This window comes from Chromobacterium sp. HL1 (assembly GCF_057418835.1).
The window spans coordinates 2,861,139-2,884,695 of sequence record NZ_CP162399.1 but is presented as its reverse complement, the minus strand read 5'-3'; the positions used below and the strand labels follow the sequence as shown (position 1 = coordinate 2,884,695).

19 protein-coding genes, 2 tRNA genes and 4 rRNA genes are annotated in these 23,557 nt (G+C 61.5%); 21 read left to right on the top strand and 4 right to left on the bottom strand.

The window, feature by feature from the left end; genetic code table 11:
- Positions 1-253 precede the first annotated feature (253 nt).
- Entirely contained in the window at positions 254-1,459 is a 1,206-nt protein-coding gene (locus AB1Z25_RS12905; protein ID WP_253314386.1) for an EAL domain-containing response regulator, read from the top strand.
- Between the two features lie 41 nt (positions 1,460-1,500).
- On the opposite strand, the gene AB1Z25_RS12900 is transcribed toward AB1Z25_RS12905, so the two are convergent.
- Positions 1,501-2,700, bottom strand: a complete 1,200-nt coding sequence (locus AB1Z25_RS12900) for an NnrS family protein (RefSeq protein ID WP_486635402.1) — start codon at positions 2,698-2,700, stop codon at positions 1,501-1,503.
- A 97-nt stretch (positions 2,701-2,797) separates the two neighbouring features.
- A complete protein-coding gene (locus AB1Z25_RS12895) occupies positions 2,798-4,126 on the bottom strand; it encodes a methyl-accepting chemotaxis protein (RefSeq protein ID WP_486635401.1) in 1,329 nt (442 codons plus the stop codon).
- 273 nt (positions 4,127-4,399) lie between these two features.
- On the opposite strand from AB1Z25_RS12895, the gene AB1Z25_RS12890 reads away from it, so the two are divergent.
- Entirely contained in the window at positions 4,400-5,104 is a 705-nt protein-coding gene (locus AB1Z25_RS12890) for a glutathione S-transferase N-terminal domain-containing protein (protein ID WP_235087946.1), read from the top strand.
- Between the two features lie 211 nt (positions 5,105-5,315).
- Here the strand turns inward: AB1Z25_RS12890 and flgA are convergent, their stop codons facing one another.
- A complete protein-coding gene (gene flgA, locus AB1Z25_RS12885) occupies positions 5,316-6,032 on the bottom strand; it encodes a flagellar basal body P-ring formation chaperone FlgA (RefSeq protein WP_227107811.1) in 717 nt (238 codons plus the stop codon).
- 135 nt (positions 6,033-6,167) lie between these two features.
- On the opposite strand from flgA, the gene flgB reads away from it, so the two are divergent.
- From flgB to rrf (AB1Z25_RS12790), 19 genes are all read left to right on the top strand, one after another.
- The gene (gene flgB, locus AB1Z25_RS12880; RefSeq protein ID WP_039755772.1) at positions 6,168-6,527 is read left to right on the top strand and encodes a flagellar basal body rod protein FlgB; all 360 of its coding nucleotides are present in this window, start codon (positions 6,168-6,170) and stop codon (positions 6,525-6,527) included.
- A gap of 3 nt (positions 6,528-6,530) precedes the next feature.
- Positions 6,531-6,956, top strand: a complete 426-nt coding sequence (gene flgC, locus AB1Z25_RS12875) for a flagellar basal body rod protein FlgC (RefSeq protein ID WP_107800156.1) — start codon at positions 6,531-6,533, stop codon at positions 6,954-6,956.
- Positions 6,953-7,636, top strand: coding sequence for a flagellar hook capping FlgD N-terminal domain-containing protein (locus tag AB1Z25_RS12870; protein ID WP_107800157.1), 684 nt, complete (start codon positions 6,953-6,955; stop codon positions 7,634-7,636). Before flgC ends, AB1Z25_RS12870 begins: the two co-directional genes overlap by 4 nt.
- 38 nt (positions 7,637-7,674) lie before the next feature.
- On the top strand, positions 7,675-8,853 hold the full coding sequence (locus AB1Z25_RS12865; RefSeq protein WP_227107813.1) for a flagellar hook protein FlgE: 1,179 nt from the start codon (positions 7,675-7,677) through the stop codon (positions 8,851-8,853).
- Positions 8,854-8,869: 16 nt separating this feature from the next.
- Positions 8,870-9,601 (top strand): flagellar basal body rod protein FlgF, encoded by a 732-nt coding sequence (locus tag AB1Z25_RS12860; RefSeq protein ID WP_107800159.1) that lies wholly within the window; start codon positions 8,870-8,872, stop codon positions 9,599-9,601.
- Between the two features lie 64 nt (positions 9,602-9,665).
- Positions 9,666-10,454, top strand: coding sequence for a flagellar basal-body rod protein FlgG (gene flgG, locus AB1Z25_RS12855; protein WP_082159140.1), 789 nt, complete (start codon positions 9,666-9,668; stop codon positions 10,452-10,454).
- Positions 10,451-11,101 carry a flagellar basal body L-ring protein FlgH gene (gene flgH, locus AB1Z25_RS12850; protein WP_048415603.1) on the top strand — a complete coding sequence of 217 codons (651 nt, stop codon included), beginning with the start codon at positions 10,451-10,453 and terminating at the stop codon, positions 11,099-11,101. The genes flgG and flgH overlap by 4 nt, the downstream gene beginning before the upstream one ends.
- A 119-nt stretch (positions 11,102-11,220) precedes the next feature.
- The gene (locus tag AB1Z25_RS12845; RefSeq protein WP_019102956.1) at positions 11,221-12,321 is read left to right on the top strand and encodes a flagellar basal body P-ring protein FlgI; all 1,101 of its coding nucleotides are present in this window, start codon (positions 11,221-11,223) and stop codon (positions 12,319-12,321) included.
- Complete coding sequence (locus AB1Z25_RS12840) at positions 12,321-12,767, top strand: flagellar biosynthesis protein FlgJ (RefSeq protein WP_107800161.1); 447 nt, start codon at positions 12,321-12,323, stop codon at positions 12,765-12,767. The genes AB1Z25_RS12845 and AB1Z25_RS12840 overlap by 1 nt, the downstream gene beginning before the upstream one ends.
- Positions 12,768-12,775: 8 nt before the next feature.
- Positions 12,776-14,143, top strand: a complete 1,368-nt coding sequence (flgK, locus tag AB1Z25_RS12835) for a flagellar hook-associated protein FlgK (protein WP_107800162.1) — start codon at positions 12,776-12,778, stop codon at positions 14,141-14,143.
- A gap of 10 nt (positions 14,144-14,153) precedes the next feature.
- On the top strand, positions 14,154-15,062 hold the full coding sequence (flgL, locus tag AB1Z25_RS12830; RefSeq protein ID WP_486635400.1) for a flagellar hook-associated protein FlgL: 909 nt from the start codon (positions 14,154-14,156) through the stop codon (positions 15,060-15,062).
- A gap of 11 nt (positions 15,063-15,073) precedes the next feature.
- A complete protein-coding gene (locus tag AB1Z25_RS12825) occupies positions 15,074-16,111 on the top strand; it encodes a hypothetical protein (protein ID WP_227107817.1) in 1,038 nt (345 codons plus the stop codon).
- Positions 16,112-16,341: 230 nt separating this feature from the next.
- Positions 16,342-17,139, top strand: coding sequence for an ion channel (locus AB1Z25_RS12820; protein WP_486635399.1), 798 nt, complete (start codon positions 16,342-16,344; stop codon positions 17,137-17,139).
- Positions 17,140-17,424: 285 nt separating this feature from the next.
- Positions 17,425-18,960 (top strand): 16S ribosomal RNA (locus AB1Z25_RS12815).
- Positions 18,961-19,045: 85 nt separating this feature from the next.
- Positions 19,046-19,122, top strand: a tRNA-Ile gene (locus AB1Z25_RS12810).
- 117 nt (positions 19,123-19,239) lie between these two features.
- Positions 19,240-19,315, top strand: a tRNA-Ala gene (locus tag AB1Z25_RS12805).
- Between the two features lie 258 nt (positions 19,316-19,573).
- Positions 19,574-22,462: ribosomal RNA gene (locus AB1Z25_RS12800) — 23S ribosomal RNA — on the top strand.
- A gap of 121 nt (positions 22,463-22,583) precedes the next feature.
- A 5S ribosomal RNA gene (gene rrf / locus AB1Z25_RS12795) occupies positions 22,584-22,698 on the top strand.
- 68 nt (positions 22,699-22,766) lie between these two features.
- Positions 22,767-22,881: ribosomal RNA gene (gene rrf, locus AB1Z25_RS12790) — 5S ribosomal RNA — on the top strand.
- Together the 16S, 23S and 5S rRNA genes with 2 tRNA genes alongside form the textbook arrangement of a ribosomal RNA operon.
- Positions 22,882-22,933: 52 nt before the next feature.
- Here the strand turns inward: rrf (AB1Z25_RS12790) and AB1Z25_RS12785 are convergent.
- On the bottom strand, positions 22,934-23,287 hold the full coding sequence (locus AB1Z25_RS12785) for a DsrE/DsrF/TusD sulfur relay family protein (protein ID WP_235087950.1): 354 nt from the start codon (positions 23,285-23,287) through the stop codon (positions 22,934-22,936).
- Between the last annotated feature and the right edge of the window lie 270 nt (positions 23,288-23,557).

Sequence of the window (23,557 nt, the reverse complement as noted above, 5' to 3'; positions counted from 1 at the left end):
TCAATTTGGGTCAATCCGGGCTGTGGCCGTCGTTTTTCGCGCTATTTGCTTGATTGGAATGGGATTTCATCTTGGCGGTCTCCAATGGTGATATAGAACAAAAACGCGCTCTCATACGGCAAAGTTTGATGCGATTTTGATAAGAGCGGAAAAACCATATCCGGAAATTCACCGGCAAATTCAGCATCTTCCTATTCCTTACACTTGGGCCGGCTAAGGAAAATAGCGCTCTGAAAGGGACAGAGAACATGCCATGGAACCGATAACCGCCAAACCCGGCCCGGCGCCGATGCGGGTTTTGATCGTGGACGATCACGATTTGCAGCGTTGCGCGCTGAGCCAGGCTTTGCGCCAAGTGGGCATCGACCGCATCGACGAGGCGCGCGACGGCGCCGACGCGCTCGAGCGTTTGCAGCGACATCGCTACGACTTGATGATCAGCGACCTCAATATGCCGGGGATGGACGGCATCCTGCTGTTGCGGCATCTGTCCGGCCTGCCGGCGGTGCCGCCCATCGTGTTCAACAGCTCGCTGTCCAAGGACATGCTGATGGGCGCTTACCGCGTGGCCGCGTTTCACAATCTGCCGGTGATAGGCAGCCTGAACACGCCCTTGTCCATGGAACAGCTATGCAAGCTGTGGGAAACGGTGGCGCGCCGGCCGGCATGGGACGGGGCGTCGTCGGATTTCGACCGTCAGGAGCTGGAGCGGGCATTGCGGTGCGGCGAAATCCTGCCCTGGTATCAGCCGCAGGCCGATTCCGCCCGGCTGAGGGTGGCGGGGGTGGAGGCGTTGGCGCGCTGGCGTCACCCGGAGCGGGGCTTGCTGGAGCCCTCGGCGTTCTTGCCCGGTCTGGAGCACTACGGTCTGGACGAAGACTTGTTCTTCGTCATTTTCCGCGCGGCGGTGGAGGACTATCGCCGTTGGAGCGGACAAGTGGCGCTGTCCGGCCTGAGGGTCTCGATCAATCTCACCGCCAGCCAGTTCTGCAACCCGGATTTGCCGTCCAGCCTGGCCGAGGCGGCGGAGGAACTGGGCATGGCGCCGGCCCTGTTGACGCTGGAGCTGACCGAAACCCAGCGGCTGAAAAACATCTATCAGGCGCTGGAAAACGTGATACGGCTGCGCATGGCCGGTTTCCGCGTGTCCTTGGACGATGTGGGCTGTGGCTACAGCGGCCTGGAGTATCTGCGCGAACTGCCGGTGAGCGCGATCAAGATAGACCGTTCGCTGGTGGCCGGGGCCGCTGACGACAGCGTGGCGCGGGAGATTCTGGAATCCACCATCCGGCTGGCCAAGGACCGCAATATCCAGGTGGTGGCCGAAGGCATAGGCGAAGAGGCGGATTTGCAATTGATGCTGCGGCTGGGCGTGGACTATGTGCAGGGCTATCTGCTGGGCTGGCCGATGCCGGCCGACGAAGTGCCCGATTATCTGCGCCGGCGCGGGCAGGCTTGAGCGCAGGGCTCAAGGCCGGCCCGCGGACCGTGAACAGGTTCTCAGCCCGGCTTGCCATCTGCGCGCCGCCGCCAGTAGCTGGGCATGAAGGCGCGGCCCCAGGCCGCCAGCGTCAATAGCCAGCCCAGGGCCGCCGCGCCGTACAACCAGCCGGACCAGACGCCGGGCAGCATTTCGGTGGCCACCCGGGTCAGCGCCAGCCAGTGCGCGGCCAGGTAGAGCCGCCACAAGCCGGGGCTGGCCTGCAGCGGCTGGCCGGAGTGGCCCAGCGTCACCCGCGACACGAAGGCGATCATCATGGTCAGGAAAAAGCCGACGGTGACCGCGTGCAGCGCCGCCAGCGCCAGGCGCGGCGAAGCCAGCCAGCCATTGAGCGCGTATAGCCCGAAGCCGACCGGCAGCCAGGCGAAAGCCAGGTGCAGCATGCCCAGCAGCCTGACCCGCAACGCCGCGACTAGCCGCCAGCGCCAGCTGACGTAAGCCAGCAGCGCGGCCATCGCCGCGTCCAGCGGCCAAGCGGGCAGGCCGAAGCCGTCCAGCAGGCCATGACCCAAGGAGCCGGCCAGCAGCGCGGCCAGCAGCCAGCCCGGCCGCCAGGGCTGGTACTCCGGCAGCGCGTTGGCGGAGAAGAAGGGCAGCATGCGATGGCAGACGGTCAGAAACACCGGCAGCAGAAAGCCCCACAAGGCCAGATTGCGCATCCACAGCCAGGCCTGGCCGTCCTGGAAGATCAGCCAGTAAGCGCCGGCCAGCAGCGCCAGCGCGCCGCAGAACAGCGCGGCCAGCACCGCGCAGGCGTGGCGGCGGTCCGCTTGAGGGCTGGCCAGCAGCAGGCAGGCGAAAGTCAGCGTGAGGCCGCTGAAGCCCAGGGTGTACAGCGCGTGGCCGATCAGCGTCCAGGAGATGCCCAGCCACAGCCCGGCCAGCCACAGCAGCAGCCCGCCCACCATCAGCGCTGGCACGCCGACGAAGATAAGACGGCCGGGCGGCTCCACGCCCAGCCAGCGCGGGCCGGCGGTGAACAGAAAGCCGGTCATGAACAGCGGGAAGAAGCCGAACAGCATCAGGAAGCCGTGGGCCAGCGAGGAGGGCACCGCCAGCGCGGCGTGGATGCCGAGCAGGCGGCTGGCCAACTCGGCGCTCCAGGCGGCCAGCAGCAGGATGGCGAACAGCATGCCGGGCAGAAAGGCGGCGCGATGCGGCGCCTGGGCCAGCATCGCCGCGGGGTGGGGGTGTTTCATCGCGGGCTCGGGAAAGGTGTGGGCGCCTCAGTATCGCCGCGTCCTGGCGGACGCGGACATGATTTGGATCAAGGCTTTCCGAGCCTGCCTTCCAGGCTCAGGCGCGCTGCTGCAGCAGCTCCGACACGTCGCGCACCACTTGCACCACCTCCTTGGCGCCGGCGCGGATCTCGGCGATGGAGTCGCGCGCCTGTTCGGACAGCTGCAAGCTGGTGTCGGCCAGGCCGCGCACCTGTTGCATGGAGGTGATGGCGGACTTGGAGTCTTCCTGGATGCTGCGCACGATGCCGGAGATCTCGCCGGTGGATTGGCTGGTGCGCTCGGCCAGCTTGCGCACCTCGTCCGCCACCACGGCGAAGCCGCGGCCCATCTCGCCGGCGCGCGCCGCCTCGATCGCCGCGTTCAAGGCCAGGAGATTGGTCTGGTCCGCAATCTCGCTGATGGTGCTGATGATGGTGCCGATCTGACCGGAGCTGTCGCCCAGCTTGGTGATGATGATGGAGGAGCTTTCCACGCTGGACGCCACCTTGGTGATTTCGCTGGCGGCTTGTTCCAGCACCGCGCTGCCCTTGACCGATAGCTGCTCGGTATTGACCGAGACTTCCACCGCGGACTGGGCGTTCTCCGCCTGGGCTTGCAATTGCTGCACCCGGCGGCTGATGTCCTGGGCGAACTTGACCACCCGCACCGGCTTGCCGTTGAGGTCGTAGACCGGGTTGTACGTGGCTTCCAGCCAGATGATCTGCCCGTTTTTGCTCAGGCGCTTGAACTGGCCCTGGAAAAACTTGCCCTGGCGCAGCTGGCGCCAGAACTCCGCGTAGTCCGGGCTGGCGGCGTAGTCGGCGTCGCAGAGCATGCGGTGATGCTTGCCGCGGATTTCGGCCAAGGTATAGCCGAAGGTGTTGAGGAAGTTTTCGTTGGCGTCCTGGATATTGCCGTCCAGATCAAACTCGATCTGGGCCATGGAGCGGCTGATCGCCAGGCGGATGGCCTGGTCGTTCTGTTCCTGATGCACTTGGTCGGAGATGTCGGACGCCACTTTGACCACGCCGCACACTTGGCCGTCGCTGGACAGCACCGGGGTGTAGCTGGCTTCCAGCCAGATTTCCTCGCCGTTCTTGGCGTAGCGGCTGAAGCGGCCGTTGACCGGCTCGCCGCGTTTCAGCTTTTGCCAGAACTCGGCGTAGGCGGGGCTGGAAACATGGTTTTTATCGCAGAAGATGCGGTGATGCTTGCCGATGACTTCTTCGCGCCGGTAGCCCATGGTGCGCAGGAAGTTTTCATTGACGTTGGTGACGATGCCGTCGGGAGTGAATTGTATCATCGCCATGGAACGGTCGATGGCGGACAGCATGCCGCGCAGGCCGTCCAGTTGGCCGGTCAGCTCGTTGAGCTGCTCCTTGAGTTTTCCGGAAAAAAAGGGCATGGCTGCCTCCATTGTAATTGCCATCCAGGAGTGCCATTGGAGCACGCCAACCTCATTTCAAACTAATACATTCCACATGATTTAGAAGGGAAATTTATTTTTGAATGAATTGCTTATTGGTGGGCGGCGTTGACCATAGGCACGGATTAACAGTGTATCCAGCTATTGCGTCAATAACATCTCGCCATTGACGAGCTGCTGATTTAAGACAAATGCAAAAGCCGGGCTTATCATGGGCGCGCAACCCACCCGTCCAAACTCAATGGAGCGCGTATGAGCGATTTATCCGCCTTTCCCATCACCCGCAAATGGCCTGCGAAATATCCGGAACGCATTCAGCTGTATTCGCTGACCACGCCCAACGGGGTCAAGGCGTCCATCATGCTGGAAGAAACCGGCCTGCCGTACGAAGCGCACCTGGTCAGCTTCGACAGCAACGATCAGCTATCGCCGGAATTCCTGTCGCTGAACCCCAATAACAAGATTCCCGCCATTCTCGATCCGGCCGGCCCGGGCGGCAAGCCGCTGGCCTTGTTCGAATCCGGCGCCATCTTGCTGTATCTGGCGGAGAAGAGCGGCCAATTGCTGCCCGCCGATCCCGCCGCGCGCTACGAGGCCATACAGTGGCTGATGTTCCAGATGGGCGGCATCGGCCCGATGTTCGGCCAGGTGGGTTTCTTCCACAAGTTCGCCGGCAAGGACTACGAGGACAAACGTCCGCGCGATCGTTATGTGAACGAGTCGCGCCGCCTGCTGGCGGTGCTGGAGCAAAGACTGACTGGCCGCCAATGGGTGATGGGGGAGGAGTACGGCATCGCCGACATCGCCATCTTCCCCTGGGTGCGCAATCTGATCGGTTTTTACGAGGCCGGCGAACTGGTGTCGATTGCGGACTTCCCGCAGGTGACGCGCGCCTTGGACGCCTTTCTGGCGCGGCCGGCGGTGCAGCGCGGGCTGACGATTCCGGCGAGATCGTAAACCGCTTGTTCCTGGCGGCCTTGCCCGCGCAAGCAAAAGCCCCCAAACGGGGGCTTTTCATTTGCTTAGAGCCTGTTCAAAGTCTCGCGAGCTAGGGCGAGACAAGGCGAAAACCGCTGAGAAAGCGGAATGTACAAGGGGTACATGAGCATTTCGAAGCTGCACTCACCGTGTCACATTTCACGACGCGCAGCAGACCTTGAACAGGTTCTTAGTCCACCGGATTGACCTCGCCCGGCAGGCTGGCGCGGGCGCGTATCACCTTGCCGGTGGCGCTGTTGCGCACGCGGATGATTTCGCCCTGGCGGCCGTTGCCCAGCGCCTCGCCGGCGGCGACCACCTCGATGCCGCTGTTGCGCGCCACGATGCGCACTTCCTCGCCGCGCTTGACCAGCAGGCTGGCCTCCAGCGCCTTGAGCCGCAGCGGCTGGCCCTGGCGCAGCGCGGTGCGGTTGCTCAGGCCTTCCAGCTTGGTCTTGGCGCCCACCATGTCGGCCGGGTCCAGCACCGGGCGTTCCTGCCATTCGATGTCGCCGGCGTCCAGCAGGCTGCGCGCCGGAATGTCGCGCGCCGCCACCGCCACGCGGGCGCTGATTTCGGCGCGGACGATGAATTCAGCGTCCCAGCCGGCGGCGTCGCAGCGGGCTTGCAGCCGCATGCGGCTGGGGGAGCGCTCGTCCAGCGCGGCGACGCGCACCGGCTCCGGGCAGGGCGGGGCGTTGAAGCCGCGCGGCGGCAAGGCCTTGAGGGTGACGCGGGCCGCTGCCAGGCCGGCTTTTTCCAGTTTTTGCAGCAGCAGAGAACGCGCGGTCTGTTCCACCGCGGCGGCGGCCGGATAGGGGGCCGCCAGCGCCGGAACGCAGGGCAGAATGAGCAGCGCAGCCAATAGCGGCGCGGTTTGATGCCGAGAGGATGTGAAAATTCCCATTACAGATGACTTGGTAATTATCCCGTATACGTGAGGGGGTGCGGTTATTAGTATCGCTTTTCAATCGACCGGCCATTTAATGTGAATTAGATAGCCGATGTTTAAATATGGTAGAGAACCGCATGGGTCTAGGCAATGGGTTTGCACCTTGATAAAGCATTGAGCGTCCACCCGGCTGCCTTGCAGTTGAGGGCGGAGCGCACCCGTATTCTGGCGTCCAACATCGCCAACGAGAACACGCCCGGTTATCAGGCGCGGGACATCGATTTCAAAACGGCTTTGGCCGCTTCGGCGGACGACGCCGCGTTTCCGCTGGATTCGCCGTCCGGCGAATTGCAATACCGGCTGCCCAACCACCCGGCGCGCGACGGCAACACCGTGGAGCTGGGCGTGGAGCAGGCCGAGTTCGCGCAGAACGTTTCCGAATTCCAGACCAGCCTCGCCTTCCTGAACATGAAGTTCCGCGGGCTGGCCAAAGTGATAGCAGGTCAGTAAGCCATGTCCTTTCGCGATATTTCCCGCATTGCCGGCTCCGCCATGACGGCGCAGACGGTGCGTCTCAACACCGTGGCCAGCAATCTGGCCAACGCCGACACCGCCGCCGGCAGCGAACAGGCGGCCTACCGCTCCCGCAAGCCGGTGTTCGCCACCCAGTACCGGGGCGGCGACGGCTTCGACGGCTGGCGCGGCGCCAGCGTGGGCGTGCTGGACGTGGTGCAGAACCAGGAGCCGGTGCGCAAGGCGCACGAGCCGGGCAATCCGCTGGCCGACGCCGAGGGCAATGTTTTCTATTCCAATGTGAACGCGGTGGAGGAGATGACCGACATGCTGTCGGCCTCGCGCGCGTTCCAGACCAATGTGGAAGTGCTGGCCCGGGTCAAGGGCATGCAGCAGGACCTGCTGAAACTGGGAGACAACGCATGAGCGTGAACGCCGCGCAAAACGGGCAGCAGAGCCCGTCCGCCGCCTCCAACGGCGCCAATCCTGCGGTGGCCCCGGCCGCCGGACAAAACCCGGGCATGGACGATATGTTCATGAAGCTGTTGCTGGCGCAGATCCAGAACCAGAACCCGCTGGACCCCACCGACGCCTCGCAGTTCGTCAGCCAGCTGGCGCAGATGAGCCAGATGAAGAGCTCCGCCGACATGCTCAAGCAGTTGCAGGGCAACGCTTTGATGCTGCGCGAGCTGCAGGGTGTGTCGTTGGGTTCGCAAGTGGGACGCCAAGTGCTGGTGCAGGCCGACCAGGCGCATCTGAGCGGCAAGGACCCCTTGTCCGGCCGCGTCACCCTGTCCGGCGAAGAGCAGCAGGTGTCCCTGGTGCTGACCGACTCCGGCGGACAACAAACCGTGATCGATCTGGGCAAGCGCCCGGCCGGCGAGTTCGATTTCAACGTGGACCCGAGCAAGCACGGCCTGGTGGAAGGCGATTACAAGCTGGAAGTGCGCACCGCGTCCAAATCCAAAGCCGGGCTGGAAATGCAGGCCACCGTATCCGGCGTGCGCCTGCCCATCAACGGCGGCGAGCCTACGCTGACGCTGGCCGGCCTGGGCGAATTCCCCGCTTCCGCCATTACCCGCCTGCTGGGCAAGACCCAGGCCTGAAGCGCCGATTCAAGACACCTACGAACTTTGGAGCGACCATGAGTTTCGACATTGCTTTGTCCGGCATTAACGCCGTCAACAACCAACTGGGCAATATCAGTAACAACATCGCCAACACCGGCACTTACGGCTTCAAGTCCAGCCGCACCAGTTTTTCCGCCGCCTACGCCGGCGCGCAGCCGATGGGGGTGGAAGTGGTCGGCCACAGTCAGAACATGGCGCGCAACGGCAATACCGTGCGCACCGGTCGTCCGCTGGACGCCGCCATCGACGGCCGCGGCTTCTTCGTCAGCCGCGATCTGAACGGCGGCATGGCCTATTCGCGCGTCGGCATCTTCAACGCGGACAAGGACGGCTACCTGGTGGACGGCTTCAACCGCCGCGTGCAAGGCTACGGCAAGGCGGACGGCAATGCGCTGGGCGCCTTCGGCGACATCAAGATCCCCAACGGCAACATCCCGGCCAAGGCCAGCGACAAGCTGCAATACGTCGGCAATATGTCGGCGGGCTGGAGCGTGCAGACCGTGCCGTTCGACAAGGCGCAGAACACCTTCAACAGCTCGGCGGTGTCCACGGTTTACGATTCCCTGGGCAATAAGCTCAACCTGACCCAGTACTTCTGCAAGACCGGTCCCAGCACCGTCACCGTGCACTACACGCTGGACGGCGTCGACCTGCCCACCACCGCCACCCTGAATTTCGACACCGACGGCAAGCTGACCAGCCCCACCGCGCCGGTGGCGCTGAACCTGGGCACCCCCGCCGGCGCGTCCCCGCTGGCGGTGAAGCTGGACTACACCGGCACCACTCAGTTCGCCGGCGAAAGCAGCCAGACCCTGAACGCCAGCAACGGTTACCCGTCCGGCTCGATGACCGGCACCAGCCTGAACGACAACGGCGACGTGGTGGCGGCCTACAGCAACGGCCAGAAGCAAGTGGTGGGCACCTTGGCCATCGCCAACTTCCCCAATGAATCCGCGCTGCAAGCCACTTCGCAGACCAGCTGGGTGGAAACCGCCGGCTCCGGCACCGCGGTCTACTCGCGCCCCGGCGCCGGCCTGTCCGGCAATCTGCTGGCCTTCACCCTGGAACAGTCCAATGTGGACATGACCTCCGAACTGGTGGACCTGATGACCGCGCAGCGTAATTACCAGGCCAACACCAAGGTGATTTCCACCGAGAACCAGACCATCCAGGCGCTGATGCAGGCGGTCTAAGGCGGGGCAAGGATAAATGGACGCACTGATCTACACCGCGATGAGCGGCGCCGACCGCATGCTCAAGGCGCAGCAGATTCACGCCAACAACATCGCCAACGCCGAAACCGGCGGCTTTCGCGCCGACATCGGCGTCAGCACCAGCCAGACCGTGCCCGGCTACGGCTACGACGCGCGCCACCTGAGCCAGAACGGCGCCAACGCGGTGGACGTGCGCAGCGGCGCGGTGGTGGAAACCGGCCGCGACCTGGACGTGGCGGTGAAGGGCGAGGGCTTTTTCGCGGTGCAGGGGCCGGACGGCAACGAGGCCTATACCCGGGCCGGCGCCATGGTGGCGGACGTGGACGGCAAGTTGAGCGTCAACGGCCATCCGGTGCTGGGCGACGGCGGCCAGATCACCTTGCCGCCGGACTACGTCAAGCTGCACGTCGGCAGCGACGGCGTGATCTCGGTGCTGGCCGCCGGCGAAAGCGAAATGCAGCCGATAGACAAGCTCAAGCTGGTCAAGCCGCTGCCGCAGGACATCGCCAAGGACCCCAACGGCCTGGTGATCAGCCGTCAGGGCGGCGTGCTGGCAGCCGACGACACCGTCAAGGTGCAGGGCGAGCATCTGGAGCGCAGCAATGTGTCGGCGGTGGAGGAAATGGTGGCCACCATGACGCTGAACCGCAACTTTGAAATGCAGATGCGCTTGTTCAACTCCGCCAGCGACATGGTGGAGGCGGGCAACCGCCTGGTGCGCGCCTGATCCGGCCTTCCAATAACAGCGCCGCGGCCAAGGCCGACGGCGCAAACCATCGGGGAATCGAAACATGAATCCAGCAATGTGGGTGAGCAAGACCGGCATCCAGGCGCAGGACGCGCGCCTGACCGCCATCGCCAACAACCTCGCCAACGTCAACACCGTCGGCTTCAAGCGCGACCGCATGGTGTTCGAAGACCTGTTCTACCAAGTGGACCGCCAGCCGGGCGGCAAGACCGACCAGGACAACACCGCGCCGCTGGGCGTGCAGCTGGGCAACGGCACCCGCTTGGTGGGCACCCAGAAAGTGTTCACCTCGGGCACGCTGACCACCACCAATCAGTCCTTGGATCTGGCCATCGTCGGCCAGGGCTTTTTGCAAGTGAAAATGAGCAACGGCGAAACCGGCTACACCCGCGCCGGCCAGCTGCAGCGCAACGACCAGGGCGCCATCGTCACCCCGCAGGGCCTGCCGCTGGAGCCGTCCATCACCATTCCGGCCGACGCCTCCTCGGTGACCATCAGCGAAACCGGCACCGTCAGCTACACCCGCGGCAGCGGCAGCACGCTGGAAACCGCCGGTCAGATCGAACTGGCCAGCTTCGTCAACCCGGCCGGTCTGCTGGCGCTGGGCGACAATCTGTTCCAGAAAACCGCCGCCAGCGGCGATGCCACCACCGACGCGCCGGGCTCCGGCTCCCTGGGCAAGCTCAAGCAGGGCGCGCTGGAGGGCTCCAACGTCCAGGTGGTGGAGGAAATGGTGGACATGATCGCCGCGCAGCGCACTTACGAGATGAACACCAAGGTGCTGAGCGCCGCCGACAATATGATGCAGTACCTGGCGCAGTCGGCCCGATGAAGCTGCTGGCCCTGAGCGCGCTGGCGCTGCTGCTGGCCGGCTGCGCGCAGCCGATTCCGCCGCAGACCACGCAGGAATTCGCCTTGCCGGAATTGCTGCAGCAGCCGCAGCGCGGCAAGGGCGGCGGCGTGTTCACCGTCGCCGGCGCGCAATCGCTGACTTCGGACAGCCGCGCCTTCCGTCCCGGCGACGTGCTGACCGTGGTGCTGGAAGAAACCACTCAGGCCAGCAAGAAGGCCGGCACCAGCTTCGGCAAGAAATCCGGCGCCAATATCGCGCCGTCCTTGTTGGGTAACACCACCTTCCGCGCGCAAGTGGGCGTGGACGCGGGCCGGGACTTCAACGGCTCCTCCACCTCCACCCAGCAGAACATGCTGTCCGGCGCGCTGACCGTGGTGGTCCACAAGGTGCTGGGCAACGGCCTGCTGGAAGTGAAGGGCGAAAAACAGCTGGTGCTGAACCAGGGCGAGGAGTTCCTGCGCCTGGCCGGCTATGTGCGGGTGGAAGACATCGACACCGACAACCGCGTGTCCTCGCTGCGCATCGCCAACGCCCGCATCGGCTACTCCGGCCGCGGGGCCTTGTCGGACGCCAACGAACCCGGCTGGCTGATGAAGTTCTTCGCCAGCCCGCTGATGCCGTTCTGAGCGGCGGGGCGGCGGGGAGTCCGGGCGGGACAACAGGCGGGCGCTGACGGGCGTCCGCCGTTCGCGTATGCGGCCCTTGGGGCGGGCATGCGCAATCACAGAATCATTCAGGGCGGATCATGCACGGTTTTATCAAGCAAATAACGGGATGGACACTGCTGCTGGCGGCGACGCTGGCGACGGCGCAGCCCTTGCGCAATCTGGTGACGGTGGAGGGCATCCGCGAAAACCAGTTGATCGGCTACGGCATCGTGGTGGGCCTGGACGGCACCGGCGACAACTCCCAGGTGAAATTCTCCGGCCAGTCGGTGGCCAATATGCTCAAGCAGTTCGGCCTGAAAATGCCGGAACGCACCGACACCAAGGTCAAGAACGTGGCGGCGGTGATGGTCAGCGCCAGCTTGCCGCCCGGTTACGGCCGCGGCCAGACCATAGACGTCACGGTGTCCTCGCTGGGCGACGCCAAGAGCCTGCGCGGCGGCACCTTGTTGCTGACCCAGCTGAAGGCGGCCAACGGCGAAATCTACGCTTTGGCCCAGGGCAATGTGGTGGTGGGCGGCGTGTCCGCCCAGGGCAAGAGCGGTTCCAGCGTCACCGTCAACACGCCCACCTCCGGCCGCGTGCCCAACGGCGCGTCCATCGAACGCGAAATTCCCAGCGATTTCGAAGAGGGCGACAGCGTGCGTCTCAGCCTGCGCCGGCCCAATTTCGAAACCGCCACCAATATCGTCAAGGCCATCAACGCCAGCTTCGGCCGCGTGGCCAGCACCCGCAACGCCACCACCATCCAGGTGCGCGCGCCGCTGGACCCCACCGAGCGCGTCGCCTTCGTCGCGCGGCTGGAGCGGGTCAATGTCGGCGTGGGCAGCGAAGTGCCGCGCGTGGTGTTCAACTCGCGCACCGGCACCGTGGTGATCAGCCAGGGCGTCACCGTGCGCCCGGCGGCGGTGTCCCACGGCAGCCTGCGCGTGGTGATCTCGGAAAACCCCAGCGTCAGCCAGCCCGGGCCGTTCAGCAACGGCCAGACCACGACCGTCCCCAATTCCACCGTCAACGTGGACCAGGGTTCCGGCCGCATGTTCCAGTGGCCGGCCGGCGCCAGCCTGCGCGCCATCATCGACACCGTGAACAGCACCGGCGCTACGCCGGACGACATCATGGCGATATTGCAGGCGCTGGATCAGGCCGGCGCGATCGACGGCGAACTGGTGGTGATCTGATGGAAAGCAAACAGATACAAGCCGCGCTGGCGATGCCGGCCGACGCCAAGGACGAGCCGGCGGTGCAGCCGGCCTCGCCGGAGTACCGCCGCAAGGCCGGCGCCGCGGCGGAGCAGTTCGAAGCCCAGTTCGTCCGCGAGATGTTCAAGCAGATCCGCAAGACCACGCGCGAAATCGCCGGCGAGGACAGCATCTTCGCCAACTCCATCAACGGCGACATGATGGATTTCGCCGACGGCGCGGTGGCGGACCAACTGGCCAAGCAGCGGGTGTTCGGCGTGGCCAACGCCATCCTGCGCCAGCTGCTGCCGGAAGAGGGTGGCAATATTCACCTTAAGAACGGCGGCGCGCCGGTCGCAAGCGATAAACAGAACCCCGGCTCGCTGCCGGACGCGCAGGGTCTGGCCGCTTTCGCGCCGCCGCTGCTGCCGCTGAATAAAAGGTAAGAACCGCCATGCGCATGATAGACAACGCGCTGACCGGCGCCGTCGCCTCCCAGGCCGCGCTGAACGCCGTCAGCCAGAACATCGCCAACCAGATGACCCCCGGCTACTCGCGCCAGGGCGTGGTGCTGACCGCGCTGATGCCCGGCAGCGGCGACCCGTACAGCTCCGGTTCCGGCGTGGTGGTCAACGCGGTGCGCCGCTTCAACGACGACTTCAAAAACCTGCAGCTGTGGCAGGCGGCGTCCAGCCAGGGCGAACTGGTGGCGCAGAATCCCTACTTTGGCCAGTTGGAGCAAGTGATGGGCCGCGACGGCAGCAGCCTGTCCGCCGGTTTCGATCAGTTCTTCCAGGCGCTCAGCGCCGCCAGCCTGTCCGGCGACGCGATGCGCGACCCGGTGATCCGCAGCGCCGAAGCGCTGGCGCAGCGCTTCAACAACCTGGACAAGGTGTTCGGCTCCCAACTGAGCGCCATCGCCGAGCAGCGCTCCGCCACCGTCACCCAGATCAACAGCTCGGTGTCCAATATCGCCGACCTCAACGCCAAGATCTCGGCCGGCAAGGCCATCGGCACCAATACCTCCGGCCTGGAAGACGAGCGCGACCGTCAGATCGATTCGCTGTCCGCCCTGGTGGAAGTGCGCGTGGTGTCGCAGCCGGACGGCAGCAAGAACGTCAGCCTCAAGACCGGCCTGCCGCTGGTGGCGGACACCCAGGCGGCCACGCTGAGCAATACCAGCCAGCCGGACGGCAGCCAGGTGCTGACGCTGAACTTCTCCAAGGACAAATACACCCTGGCCGGCGACGGTCTGGGCGGCCAGCTGGGCGGGCTCAATCAATACGAAATCCAGACCGTGCGCCCGATGCGCGCGCAGGTGAAAACCCTGGCCAGCGAAATGGCGAAGCGCGTCAACGACCAATTGGCGCTGGGCTACGACAGCAACGGCCAGCCGGGCAAGCCGCTATTCGTCTACGACGCCTCCGGCGTCAACGGCATCCTGAAAACCAGCGGCATCACCTCCGCCGAGCTGGGCTTCTCCGGCGATCCGGCCAAGCCTGGCGACAATAGCAATCTGCTGGCGGTGATCGGCCTGCAGCAGCAGAAAATCACCATGCCCGGCGTCGGCGCCGTCACCATAGGCGACGCCTACTCGCAAATGGTGGGCAAGCTGGCGGTCAGCAGCAAGCAGAACAAATCCGGCTTGGAAAGCGCCAAGGTGATTCGCGCCGAAGCGGAAAAGAGCTGGCACAACACAAGCGGCGTCAATCGCGACGAAGAAGCGATGGACCTGCTGGAGTTCCAGAAAATGTACCAGGCCAATATGAAGGTGATCAGCGTGGCGAACCAGCTGTTCGAAAGCACCTTGTCCATCTTGTAAGGAAGACAGCATGCGCGTTTCCAGCAATCAATACCTGTCCACCATGCAATTGGCGATGCAGACCAGCAACTCCGCGCTGGCCGAGCTGCTGCAACGCATGTCCAGCGGCGACCGGCTGCTGGCGCCGTCGGACGACCCCATCGCCAGCGTGCGCCTGTTGCGCTTGCAGCGCGAAGAAGCCGCGCTGGACCAGTACCAGCAAAACATCGGCGCGCTCAGCTCCACCTTGTCCAAGAACGAATCCATCCTGGACAGCATCAGCCTGGACATCCGCGACGCCAAGGACCTGCTGACCGCGGCCGCCAACAACCCGCCGGTGGACGATCTCAAGGCGATGGCGACGCCGCTGCGCAGCCTGCGCGAAAGCCTGTTCTACTCGGCCAACACCAAGGACGCCGAAGGCCGCTACATGTTCTCCGGCTCCAAGCCGGCGGTGGCCGCCCTCGCTTACGACGCCGCCCAGCCGGCGGGCAGCCGCTACAGCTTCACCGGCAATACCGACAAGCAGCAAGTGGTGGTGGGCGACGGCATTACCCAAGCGTCCAACGTCACCCTGGAAAACATGGCCGACATCCTCAATCAGCTGGACAAAACCATAGGCCGGCTGGAAGACCCGGCGCTGGACAATAAGGATCCGACCGTCGCCGCCGACATCCGCAGCGCGATGAACGCCAGCGACAAGGCGCTGGAAGGCATCTCCAGCAAGATCGCCCAACTGGGCGGCACGCAGAACATCATGAAAACGCTGGCCCTCAATCACGACAACGTCAGCCTTTCCAATAAGCAGACCATGACCAAATTGGGCAGCCTGGACTACGCCGACGCCTTCATTCAGATGAACGGCTACACCATGGCGCTGCAGGCCAGCCAAAAAGCCTATGGCCGCGTCAGTCAGCTGTCCCTGTTTGACGTGATTTGATCGAGCGCGGCATGAACACCCCGATTTCCTCCGTCAACGTCAAACAAAGCGGCAAGCGCTGGGGCAAGGACGCCGGCGCGGTCGCCGCCGCCAGCGTGATCGAGCGCGCGCCGGCGCCGCAGGCGCAGCCGGCCGCGCAAGTGCGCGGCGCGCCGGCCTCGGGCTGGCGCTACAGCGCCCAACTCAACGAGCAACTGACCTCGGCGCAGCAGGCCCTGTCCTTCGTCGACGGCTTGCTGGGTCAACTGGAAGGCGTCAAATCCGGACTCAGTCGCGAACTGACCCAACGCCAGTTGAATCAGGGCGATTTGCAGCGCCAGCTCGAGCAATTCAATGAACAGTGGCGCAAGCGCCAGACCGCCAGCGGCGGCAGCCTGGACGGCCAGCTGCGCTTCCATCTGGCCGCCGACGCGCGCCAGGGCTTCACCGTCAAAGGCCTGGATCTGGCCGCCCTGTCCGGCGGCCAGGCGGAAACCCTGGTGTTCTCCACCGGAGAATCCGGCGCGGCGCCGGCGTCGGTGCAAGTGGGCGGAGCATCCGAAGAAGAGGATCTCCTGCGCCGCTTCAATCGCGGTCTCGCCGCCAGCGGCGTGCGCGCGGAAATGAATGAAGACGGACAGCTGGCGTTCAGCGTGCCGGAATCGCAATGGGGCGCGCTCAGTGAGCGCATGACCGTGCGCGGCGGCGGCATTCGTTTTCCCGGCGGCATTCCGCAGCGGCTCAAGCTGCAGCCTGAGGCCGAAGCGTTTCAGCCCGAGCGCTGGAAAGTGGGCGACCACGCCCAGGTGCGCCAGGCGCTGCAAAGCGTGGTGCGCTCCATCGGTCAGCTGCAGCAGACCCGCGCAGCGATCAATAGCGCGATCGCCGAGGCGCAGCACTCCATCGAACAGCTGTCGCATATGAACGAGCAAAGCTGGGCCAGCCAGTTCGTGTCCGATTTCAACGCGCGTCTGAATCAGCCGGACGGCTATCGCAACTTCTATGAGTTGGTGCCGGCCCTGATCGGCGTCAGCCGTTACCGGGTGGTGTCGCTGTTGTCGCTGGGCTAGAAACGGCTCCAGCGGCAACGTTGGAGGGTGACCAGGGCGTCGATGGCCTTCGGGTTTATTGACGCCGGTTCGCGATCTTCACACAATCAGCCATTCCCACCTCAAGGACGGGCTGGCCATTCATGACTTCCCCCGGTAACAAGCCGGCTCGGCGCGTAGAAGTAGGGGGCCGCAGCGTCTACCTTCACAGCGTCCCTCGCCACTCGCTGCAAGACCTTTACCATTTCTGCATGACCATCAGCTGGCCGCGCTTCTATCTATTCATCGCCGCCGCCTTCATCGCGCTGAATCTATTGTTCGCCGGGCTCTACCAGGCGCGGGCCGGCGGCATCGCCAATCAATATCCGCCGGGCTTCCTCGGCGCCTTCTTCTTCAGCGTGGAAACGCTGGCCACCGTCGGCTACGGCGATATGCATCCGCAAAGCCTGTACGCCCATTGGGTCTCGATGCTGGAAATCTTCATCGGCATGATGAGCATCGCGCTGATCACCGGCGTCACCTTCGCCCGCTTTTCGTGGCCCAGGGCGCGCATCGTGTTTACCCATAGTCCGGTGGTGCGTTTGCTGGACGGCAAGCCCGCGTTGATGCTGCGCGCGGCCAATGCCAGAAATAATGTGATCATCGACGCCAGCGCCCGCTTGCGGCTGCTGCAGCATGAGGTCAGCGCCGAGGGCGTGAGCTTCCGCAAGCTTCACGATTTGGAACTGGTGCGCGACCAGCACCCTATGTTCGTGCTCGGCTGGACGCTGGTGCACAAGCTGGAGGAGGGGAGTCCCTTATATGGTCGCGACGCTGAATCGTTGGCGGCTGCGCGCGCGCAACTGATTCTGTCCATCAACGGCATCGATGAAACCACCATTCAGCCCATGGTGGCGCGTCACACCTTTTCGCACCAGGACATTCGCTGGAATCACGCTTTTGCCGACCTGATCTATACCGACGCGGAAGAAAACGACCATATCGACTATCGGCGATTGCAGGAAGTCAGCCCGCTGCCAAGGGATTCCGGCCGGCGCGAAGAGGGTTGAGCGCCCGCGCTCGTCAGCGCTTTCATTGCAATTCAAGGGCTTAATGCAAGAGGGCACTTTTTTGTGTCGAAAGGTGTTGACGGGTTTAGGGGCCTGACGTATAGTTCGCCTCCTCAGCAGACAACGCAGCGGCGGAAACGAAACGCAGCGACCTGCACCGATCTTTAACAGAACGAATAACCGATAGGTGTAAGTGCTCGGTCGATGACCAAACACTTGCACTGCAAGACGAGAAATGTCTCGATGTTTCTTTGATCTTGCGTGCCAGAAAATTTGCTTGGAATTGAACTGAAGAGTTTGATCCTGGCTCAGATTGAACGCTGGCGGCATGCTTTACACATGCAAGTCGAACGGTAACAGGGTGCTTGCACCGCTGACGAGTGGCGAACGGGTGAGTAATGCATCGGAATGTACCGTGTAATGGGGGATAGCTCGGCGAAAGCCGGATTAATACCGCATACGCCCTGAGGGGGAAAGTGGGGGACCGAAAGGCCTCACGTTATACGAGCAGCCGATGTCTGATTAGCTAGTTGGTGAGGTAAAGGCTCACCAAGGCGTCGATCAGTAGCGGGTCTGAGAGGATGATCCGCCACACTGGGACTGAGACACGGCCCAGACTCCTACGGGAGGCAGCAGTGGGGAATTTTGGACAATGGGCGCAAGCCTGATCCAGCCATGCCGCGTGTCTGAAGAAGGCCTTCGGGTTGTAAAGGACTTTTGTCCGGGAGCAAATCCTAGTGGTTAATAACCGCTGGGTCTGAGAGTACCGGAAGAATAAGCACCGGCTAACTACGTGCCAGCAGCCGCGGTAATACGTAGGGTGCAAGCGTTAATCGGAATTACTGGGCGTAAAGCGTGCGCAGGCGGTTGTGCAAGTCTGATGTGAAAGCCCCGGGCTTAACCTGGGAACGGCATTGGAGACTGCACGACTAGAGTGCGTCAGAGGGGGGTAGAATTCCGCGTGTAGCAGTGAAATGCGTAGAGATGCGGAGGAATACCGATGGCGAAGGCAGCCCCCTGGGATGACACTGACGCTCATGCACGAAAGCGTGGGGAGCAAACAGGATTAGATACCCTGGTAGTCCACGCCCTAAACGATGTCAACTAGCTGTTGGGGGTTTGAATCCTTGGTAGCGTAGCTAACGCGAGAAGTTGACCGCCTGGGGAGTACGGCCGCAAGGTTAAAACTCAAAGGAATTGACGGGGACCCGCACAAGCGGTGGATGATGTGGATTAATTCGATGCAACGCGAAAAACCTTACCTGGTCTTGACATGTAACGAACGCCGCAGAGATGTGGCGGTGCCCGAAAGGGAGCGTTAACACAGGTGCTGCATGGCTGTCGTCAGCTCGTGTCGTGAGATGTTGGGTTAAGTCCCGCAACGAGCGCAACCCTTGCCATTAGTTGCCATCATTAAGTTGGGCACTCTAATGGGACTGCCGGTGACAAACCGGAGGAAGGTGGGGATGACGTCAAGTCCTCATGGCCCTTATGACCAGGGCTTCACACGTCATACAATGGTCGGTACAGAGGGTCGCGAAGCCGCGAGGTGGAGCCAATCTCATAAAACCGATCGTAGTCCGGATCGCACTCTGCAACTCGAGTGCGTGAAGTCGGAATCGCTAGTAATCGCAGATCAGCATGCTGCGGTGAATACGTTCCCGGGTCTTGTACACACCGCCCGTCACACCATGGGAGTGAGTTTCACCAGAAGTGGGTAGGCTAACCGTAAGGAGGCCGCTTACCACGGTGGGATTCATGACTGGGGTGAAGTCGTAACAAGGTAGCCGTAGGGGAACCTGCGGCTGGATCACCTCCTTTCTAGAGAAGGTTGTTGATCGAGTACTTACAGCCTATCGGTTATTTGTAGTTAAGGGCGTCAGCCAGCGATGGCTGAACAAGAAATGGGTTTGTAGCTCAGCTGGTTAGAGCACCGTCTTGATAAGGCGGGGGTCGTTGGTTCGAGTCCAACCAGACCCACCAGAATTTCTGTTGTCGGAGTGATCCGGCCGCACAAATAAAGCTGAAAGGCAAGGCGAAAGGCGGCGAAGTGTGCTGATGCACACGAGGCGCGTTTCAACGCGGCATTTCAGGTTTAGAGGGGGATTAGCTCAGTTGGGAGAGCACCTGCTTTGCAAGCAGGGGGTCGTCGGTTCGATCCCGTCATCCTCCACCACAACTCAAACACAAGCGAGTTTGCAAGATAGCTTGATTGTGTTTGCGTTGTATTTTTAACGCCCGATCTTTAACAAACTGAAGAAGCCGAATATATAAAGACGGCGAGAAGGAAGCGTAGAGTTAACTCTTTACGCGGACGGATCGTCATCTTGGGTATTTGATTGTATCTAGGCTGCGTCGCCATATCAAAAGGGGCGGTGTAGTCGTCGCACAAACACACTTGTTGTTTTGGTGATCCAGGTTACTGAAATGATAGGGTCAAGCGACTAAGTGCATCTGGTGGATGCCTTGGCGATCATAGGCGAAGAAGGACGTGTAAGCCTGCGAAAAGCGCGGGGGAGCTGGCAATAGAGCTTTGATCCCGCGATGTCCGAATGGGGAAACCCCTCCGCAAGGAGATCCCAGACTGAATCCATAGGTCTGAGGAGGCGAACGCAGCGAACTGAAACATCTAAGTAGCTGCAGGAAAAGAAATCAACCGAGATTCCGTTAGTAGTGGCGAGCGAACGCGGAAGAGCCTGTACGTGTTATGGATTGTGTTAGTGGAAGGTTCATGGAAAGGACCGCCATAGTGGGTGATAGCCCCGTACACGAAAACGCATTCCAAGGACTAGGCGTACGATAAGTAGGGCGGGACACGAGAAATCCTGTCTGAAGATGGGGGGACCATCCTCCAAGGCTAAATACTCATGATCGACCGATAGTGAACCAGTACCGTGAGGGAAAGGCGAAAAGAACCCCGGGAGGGGAGTGAAATAGAACCTGAAACCGGATGCATACAAACAGTGGGAGCGGACTTGTTCCGTGACTGCGTACCTTTTGTATAATGGGTCAGCGACTTACGTTCAGTAGCGAGCTTAACCGAATAGGGGAGGCGTAGGGAAACCGAGTCCGAATAGGGCGCTTTAGTTGCTGGGCGTAGACCCGAAACCGAGTGATCTATCCATGGCCAGGATGAAGGTGCGGTAACACGCACTGGAGGTCCGAACCCACTAGTGTTGCAAAACTAGGGGATGAGCTGTGGATAGGGGTGAAAGGCTAAACAAACTCGGAGATAGCTGGTTCTCCCCGAAAACTATTTAGGTAGTGCCTCATGTATCACTTCCGGGGGTAAAGCACTGTTATGGCTAGGGGGTCATTGCGATTTACCAAACCATGGCAAACTCTGAATACCGGAAAGTGCGAGCATGGGAGACAGACGGTGGGTGCTAACGTCCATCGTCAAGAGGGAAACAACCCAGACCGCCAGCTAAGGTCCCAAATGATCAGTTAAGTGGTAAACGAGGTGGGAAGGCATAGACAGCCAGGATGTTGGCTTAGAAGCAGCCATCATTTAAAGAAAGCGTAATAGCTCACTGGTCGAGTCGTCCTGCGCGGAAGATGTAACGGGGCTCAAACTGATAACCGAAGCTGCGGATTTGCACGTAAGTGCAGATGGTAGGGGAGCGTTCTGTAGGTCTGTGAAGGTGTCTCGTAAGGGATGCTGGAGATATCAGAAGTGCGAATGCTGACATGAGTAGCGATAAAGCGGGTGAAAAGCCCGCTCGCCGAAAGCCCAAGGTTTCCTACGCAACGTTCATCGGCGTAGGGTGAGTCGGCCCCTAAGGCGAGGCTGAAAAGCGTAGTCGATGGGAAACGGGTTAAAATTCCCGTACTTTTATGCAGTGCGATGTGGGGACGGAGAAGGTTAGGTCATCAGACTGTTGGAATAGTCTGTTTAAGCCGGTAGGCTGGAGTGGTAGGCAAATCCGCCGCTCCTTAAGGCCGAGACGTGATGACGAGGGTCTACGGACCTGAAGTGACTGATACCACGCTTCCAGGAAAAGCCACTAAGCTTCAGCTGCATAAGAACCGTACCGCAAACCGACACAGGTGGGCAGGATGAGAATTCTAAGGCGCTTGAGAGAACTCAGGAGAAGGAACTCGGCAAATTGATACCGTAACTTCGGGAGAAGGTATGCCTCTTAGAGTGAATCCCCTGCGGGAGGAGCTTTGAGAGGTCGCAGAGAATCGGTGGCTGCGACTGTTTAACAAAAACACAGCACTGTGCCAACACGAAAGTGGACGTATACGGTGTGACGCCTGCCCGGTGCTGGAAGGTTAAGTGATGGGGTGCAAGCTCTTGATCGAAGCCCCAGTAAACGGCGGCCGTAACTATAACGGTCCTAAGGTAGCGAAATTCCTTGTCGGGTAAGTTCCGACCCGCACGAATGGCGTAACGATGGCCACACTGTCTCCTCCTGAGACTCAGCGAAGTTGAAGTGTTTGTGAAGATGCAATCTCCCCGCTGCTAGACGGAAAGACCCCGTGAACCTTTACTGTAGCTTTGCATTGGACTTTGAACAGACTTGTGTAGGATAGGTGGGAGGCTATGAAGTGGGAACGCTAGTTCTCATGGAGCCGTCCTTGAAATACCACCCTGGTGTGTTTGAGGTTCTAACCTTGGTCCGTGATCCGGATTGGGGACAGTGCATGGTAGGCAGTTTGACTGGGGCGGTCTCCTCCCAAAGTGTAACGGAGGAGTTCGAAGGTTACCTAGGTACGGTCGGAAATCGTGCTGATAGTGCAATGGCAAAAGGTAGCTTAACTGCGAGACCGACAAGTCGAGCAGGTGCGAAAGCAGGACATAGTGATCCGGTGGTTCTGAATGGAAGGGCCATCGCTCAACGGATAAAAGGTACTCCGGGGATAACAGGCTGATACCGCCCAAGAGTTCACATCGACGGCGGTGTTTGGCACCTCGATGTCGGCTCATCACATCCTGGGGCTGTAGCCGGTCCCAAGGGTATGGCTGTTCGCCATTTAAAGTGGTACGTGAGCTGGGTTCAAAACGTCGTGAGACAGTTTGGTCCCTATCTGCAGTGGGCGTTGGAAGTTTGACGGGGGCTGCTCCTAGTACGAGAGGACCGGAGTGGACGCACCTCTGGTGTACCGGTTGTGACGCCAGTCGCATTGCCGGGTAGCTAAGTGCGGAAGAGATAACCGCTGAAAGCATCTAAGCGGGAAACTCGCCTGAAGATGAGACTTCCCTGAGGGCTTGACCCTCCTGAAGAGTCGTTCGAGACCAGGACGTTGATAGGTCGGGTGTGGAAGCGCTGTGAGGCGTTAAGCTAACCGATACTAATTGCTCGTGAGGCTTGATCCTATCATTTGAGTGGCTTGGGAAACTGAGCGACGAGATAGTGTTGTGCGACACAATTGAATACCGAATATATGTGGGGTGGTGTAGACCATCCCAGGCTTCTTCAAGTTTGTACCAGTTTATGTCTGGTGGCCATAGCGAGGTGGTCCCACGCCTTCCCATCCCGAACAGGACCGTGAAACGCCTTAGCGCCGATGATAGTGTGGCATTCGCCATGTGAAAGTAGGACACCGCCAGACGCCCAATACGATAACGCCAAGTCCAAGACTTGGCGTTTCGCTTCTCGAAAGAAGCGACACAGTTTATGCCTGGCGACAATAGCGGGGCGGTCCCACGCCTTCCCATCCCGAACAGGACCGTGAAACGCCTTAGCGCCGATGATAGTGTGGCATTCGCCATGTGAAAGTAGGACATTGCCAGGCGCCCAATGTAAAAGCCCAGACCAAACGGTCTGGGCTTTTTGCATTTGCGGATTCAAAAGCTGAGCGTTTTGTCCGCGCTCAGCGTCCATTCGGCCAGCTCCGGCATGGTGCCGATCTTGACGCCCGGCAACAGCAGGCTTTCATCGATTCCCCGCGCGTCGGCGCAAGTGCGGCAGACGCGCGCCGTCACGCCCAATTCCAACGCTTCGGCCAGCATCTCGCCCAGGGTCGGCGCTTGTGCGGTCTTCTGATTTTTCAATGCGGCGACAACGGCGTCGGACAGCAGGAACAGCTGCACCCGGCAGCGCTCGGCCTGTTGAGCCAGCGTCAGGGTCAGGCGCAGCGCGGAGAGCGCGCGTTCGTCCCCGTAGGGGCTGGCGTTCAGGGTGATCAGCACGGTTTGCATGAGGGTTTGCCTATGATGAAGAGAGTCAGGGCGGCATTGTGGCACGTTGCGCCGGCCTTGGCATGCGCGGACGGGGGCGGAGCGGGGTGCTCTAAGTTGTTGGCATGCAACAGTGAGGCGGGTCTTGGGCCCGGCTGGCGCCGGCTAACTGCTTGTACGAGTTGGGTTTGTTTGGGCTGAAATTATGGACTGAAAAGTTTCCTTCATATTGTCCAGCAATCTATTTGTATTTGTATACAATAGACAAATTTTCCGGGCGCTAATGAAAAG

Excerpts from the sequence above, each read along its gene's own strand:
- flgK (WP_107800162.1), top strand. The coding sequence starts at position 12,776 with ATGCGCATGATAGACAACGCGCTGACCGGCGCCGTCGCCTCCCAGGCC.
- flgC (WP_107800156.1), top strand. The coding sequence starts at position 6,531 with ATGTCCTTTCGCGATATTTCCCGCATTGCCGGCTCCGCCATGACGGCG.
- AB1Z25_RS12890 (WP_235087946.1), top strand. The coding sequence starts at position 4,400 with ATGAGCGATTTATCCGCCTTTCCCATCACCCGCAAATGGCCTGCGAAA.
- AB1Z25_RS12825 (WP_227107817.1), top strand. The coding sequence starts at position 15,074 with ATGAACACCCCGATTTCCTCCGTCAACGTCAAACAAAGCGGCAAGCGC.
- AB1Z25_RS12840 (WP_107800161.1), top strand. The coding sequence starts at position 12,321 with ATGGAAAGCAAACAGATACAAGCCGCGCTGGCGATGCCGGCCGACGCC.
- AB1Z25_RS12900 (WP_486635402.1), bottom strand. The coding sequence starts at position 2,700 with ATGAAACACCCCCACCCCGCGGCGATGCTGGCCCAGGCGCCGCATCGC.
- flgH (WP_048415603.1), top strand. The coding sequence starts at position 10,451 with ATGAAGCTGCTGGCCCTGAGCGCGCTGGCGCTGCTGCTGGCCGGCTGC.
- AB1Z25_RS12905 (WP_253314386.1), top strand. The coding sequence starts at position 254 with ATGGAACCGATAACCGCCAAACCCGGCCCGGCGCCGATGCGGGTTTTG.
- AB1Z25_RS12860 (WP_107800159.1), top strand. The coding sequence starts at position 8,870 with ATGGACGCACTGATCTACACCGCGATGAGCGGCGCCGACCGCATGCTC.
- AB1Z25_RS12895 (WP_486635401.1), bottom strand. The coding sequence starts at position 4,126 with ATGCCCTTTTTTTCCGGAAAACTCAAGGAGCAGCTCAACGAGCTGACC.
- flgA (WP_227107811.1), bottom strand. The coding sequence starts at position 6,032 with ATGGGAATTTTCACATCCTCTCGGCATCAAACCGCGCCGCTATTGGCT.
- AB1Z25_RS12845 (WP_019102956.1), top strand. The coding sequence starts at position 11,221 with ATGCACGGTTTTATCAAGCAAATAACGGGATGGACACTGCTGCTGGCG.
- flgB (WP_039755772.1), top strand. The coding sequence starts at position 6,168 with ATGGGTTTGCACCTTGATAAAGCATTGAGCGTCCACCCGGCTGCCTTG.
- flgL (WP_486635400.1), top strand. The coding sequence starts at position 14,154 with ATGCGCGTTTCCAGCAATCAATACCTGTCCACCATGCAATTGGCGATG.
- AB1Z25_RS12870 (WP_107800157.1), top strand. The coding sequence starts at position 6,953 with ATGAGCGTGAACGCCGCGCAAAACGGGCAGCAGAGCCCGTCCGCCGCC.
- flgG (WP_082159140.1), top strand. The coding sequence starts at position 9,666 with ATGAATCCAGCAATGTGGGTGAGCAAGACCGGCATCCAGGCGCAGGAC.
- AB1Z25_RS12865 (WP_227107813.1), top strand. The coding sequence starts at position 7,675 with ATGAGTTTCGACATTGCTTTGTCCGGCATTAACGCCGTCAACAACCAA.
- AB1Z25_RS12785 (WP_235087950.1), bottom strand. The coding sequence starts at position 23,287 with ATGCAAACCGTGCTGATCACCCTGAACGCCAGCCCCTACGGGGACGAA.
- AB1Z25_RS12820 (WP_486635399.1), top strand. The coding sequence starts at position 16,342 with ATGACCATCAGCTGGCCGCGCTTCTATCTATTCATCGCCGCCGCCTTC.